The 2,907-nt window shown below is 42.4% G+C and carries 2 protein-coding genes; one reads left to right on the forward strand and one right to left on the reverse strand.

Features of this window, described 5'->3' with window-relative positions; all coding sequences use genetic code 11:
- The first annotated feature begins 2 nt into the window (after nt 1-2).
- Nucleotides 3-1,217: a phosphoglycerate dehydrogenase gene (gene serA, locus QNK26_RS00230; protein WP_319220217.1), complete on the forward strand. Its 1,215-nt coding sequence runs from the start codon at nt 3-5 to the stop codon at nt 1,215-1,217.
- Between the two features lie 387 nt (nt 1,218-1,604).
- Here the strand turns inward: serA and fbaA are convergent, their stop codons facing one another.
- Nucleotides 1,605-2,681 (reverse strand): class II fructose-bisphosphate aldolase, encoded by a 1,077-nt coding sequence (gene fbaA, locus QNK26_RS00235; RefSeq protein WP_319220219.1) that lies wholly within the window; start codon nt 2,679-2,681, stop codon nt 1,605-1,607.
- Nucleotides 2,682-2,907: the final 226 nt, after the last annotated feature.

Consider the following 2,907-nt stretch of genomic DNA (forward strand, 5'->3'; position numbering starts at 1 on the left):
CTCTGCAGAAAGATAAGATCAAGATATTACTGCTTGAAGGACTACACCAAAGTGCAGTTGATACATTTACTGATGCCGGCTATAGCAATATCGAGTCGATTAAAACCGCAATAAGTGAAGAAGAACTGTGTGAAAAAATTAAAGATGTCCATTTTGTTGGTATTCGTTCACGTACTCATTTAAATGCAAACGTCATTGCTGCAGCAGACAAGCTGGTTGGCATAGGTTGTTTTTGTATTGGTACTAATCAGGTTGATCTGGCTGCTGCTCACAAAGCTGCGATCCCTGTATTTAACGCCCCATTCTCGAACACTCGGAGTGTGGCAGAATTAGTACTTGGCGAAATTTTATTATTATTACGTGGTATTCCAGAGAAGAACGCCAAAGCACATCGTGGCGAATGGCTTAAGTCTGCAACGGGTTCTTACGAAGCACGTGGTAAGCAGTTGGGTATTATTGGCTATGGTCATATCGGTATTCAATTAAGTATTTTGGCAGAGAACTTAGGTCTGCGTGTTAAGTATTACGACATTGAAACTAAGCTTTCTTTGGGTAATGCCCAGCAGATCATGAGCATGCAAGAATTGCTAGCGACCTCAGATATTATCTCGCTACATGTACCAGAAACCCCACAAACGAAATTGATGATGGGCGAAGTTGAGTTTGCACAAATGAAACAAGGTGCAATCTTCATTAATGCGTCACGTGGTACTGTGGTTGATATTGATGCACTTGCTTCTGCCTTAGCGAGCAAGAAAATAGCTGGCGCGGCGATTGATGTATTCCCTATCGAACCATCATCAAATGATGATGAATTCCTGTCGCCGCTACGTGAGTTTGATAATGTACTGCTAACGCCACACGTGGGTGGTAGCACTCAGGAAGCTCAAGAGAACATCGGCTATGAAGTGGCAGGTAAACTAACCAAATACTCTGACAATGGCTCATCGCTGTCTGCAGTCAACTTCCCTGAAGTTTCACTACCGACACATGAAGGCTCAAGCCGTTTGATGCATATTCACCATAACCAACCGGGTATTTTAAACCAGATCACGCAAACATTTGCTGAAGAAGGGGTTAATATTTCCGGTCAATACCTACAAACCTCAGGTGATATTGGTTACGTGGTAATTGATGTTGAAAGTGATCATGCTGAACGCGGTTTAGCAAAACTTAAAATGATTGACGGTACCATTAAAGCGCGTCTATTACGCTAGGTTTACCCCTGATGAATAGCTAAAACCGCTTAACAGGCTCGCCCGTTAAGCGGTTTTTTTATAGCCATGCCGCTTAGCTGTCATGCTTTAAGCAAATCAATATTGAGCAGTGCTAGTTTGCCACGCTGTAATTACATTCTGTTTTTCCACGGTTTTCAAATGTCGACTGACAACTTTTCTTGCTGAACCAATTTCAATCGCAATTTGTTAGTGAGTCGCAGTGAGCGTATGTGGCTTGATGAGGGAGCTCGCGTGCAGATACAGCGGTTTCAGTTAGGCCTCAGCGGGATAACGGCGATTACCGATAAAAAAAATCCCCGAGCTCACACTCAGGGATTTTATGGGTAAATCTAATTAGTTAGATTACATATGCCTAGGCAGTTTAGATTATAGTACGTCTACGCTGTTTAGGTCTTTGTGAGCTTGTTCTAGACGAGCTACAAGACTTGTTTGACCAGCGCGTAACCAAACACGTGGATCATAATGTTTCTTGTTTGGTGCATCAGCGCCAGTCGGGTTACCGATTTGACCTTGAAGGAATTCTTTCTTACCTTCGTAGTAGTCTTTGATACCTTCCCACGTAGCCCACTGTGTATCAGTATCGATGTTCATTTTAACAACACCGTAACCGATTGATTCTTGGATTTCAGCTTCTGAAGAACCTGAACCACCGTGGAATACGAAGTTTAGCGTGTTAGCTGGTAGGCCAAATTTCTCTGAAACGTATGCTTGTGAATCACGTAGGATAGTTGGAGTTAGTACAACGTTACCTGGCTTGTATACACCGTGTACGTTACCGAAAGAGGCAGCGATAGTGAAACGTGGGCTGATAGCGTTCAGTTTTTCGTAAGCGTATGCAACGTCTTCTGGAGAAGTGTAAAGCTCAGATGCGTCCATTTCAGAGTTGTCTACGCCATCTTCTTCACCACCAGTACAACCTAGTTCGATTTCGATAGTCATGTCCATCTTAGCCATACGCGCTAGGTATTCACCACAAGTCGCGATGTTTTCTTCTAGTGATTCTTCAGAAAGATCTAACATGTGTGAGCTAAATAGTGGCTTACCAGTTTGTGCGAAGAATTCTTCACCAGCGTCTAGTAGTCCGTCGATCCAAGGTAGTAGTTTCTTAGCCGCGTGATCTGTATGGATGATAACTGGAACACCATAAGATTCAGCCATAACGTGTACGTATTTAGCACCGGCGATAGCGCCCATGATAGAACCGCCGTGACCTTCAAGACCAATACCTTTACCAGCGAAGAATGCAGCGCCGCCGTGTGAGAACTGGATGATCACTGGAGATTTAGCTTTTGCAGCCGCTTCTAAAGTACCGTTGATTGAATCAGTGCTTACCATGTTTACAGCAGGTAGAGCGAAGTTGTTTTCTTTAGCAATAGCAAAAACTTTTTGCACGTCATCGCCTGTTACAACACCTGGTTTTACAACATCAAAGATCTTAGACATAATATTAGCCTTATTGTTTATATATTTAAGTACTGAATCATTCAGCACAAATTTTTAAAATATTTTTTGCCATCACAATCCGTGACAGCAAAACAACGATTCATTATTATTTCTTTTGTTAATGGTTAAAACTGGGATAGAAGAAGTCTTCGTCATCCTTGTAGCAAAAGAATGTTGAAAGAACCGATACAATCCTGAGCGCGCTTCTGACATAGTAATAATCAAA

It is taken from the genome of Moritella sp., from assembly GCF_033791185.1.
In the GTDB taxonomy this organism is placed as follows: Bacteria; Pseudomonadota; Gammaproteobacteria; order Enterobacterales; family Moritellaceae; genus Moritella.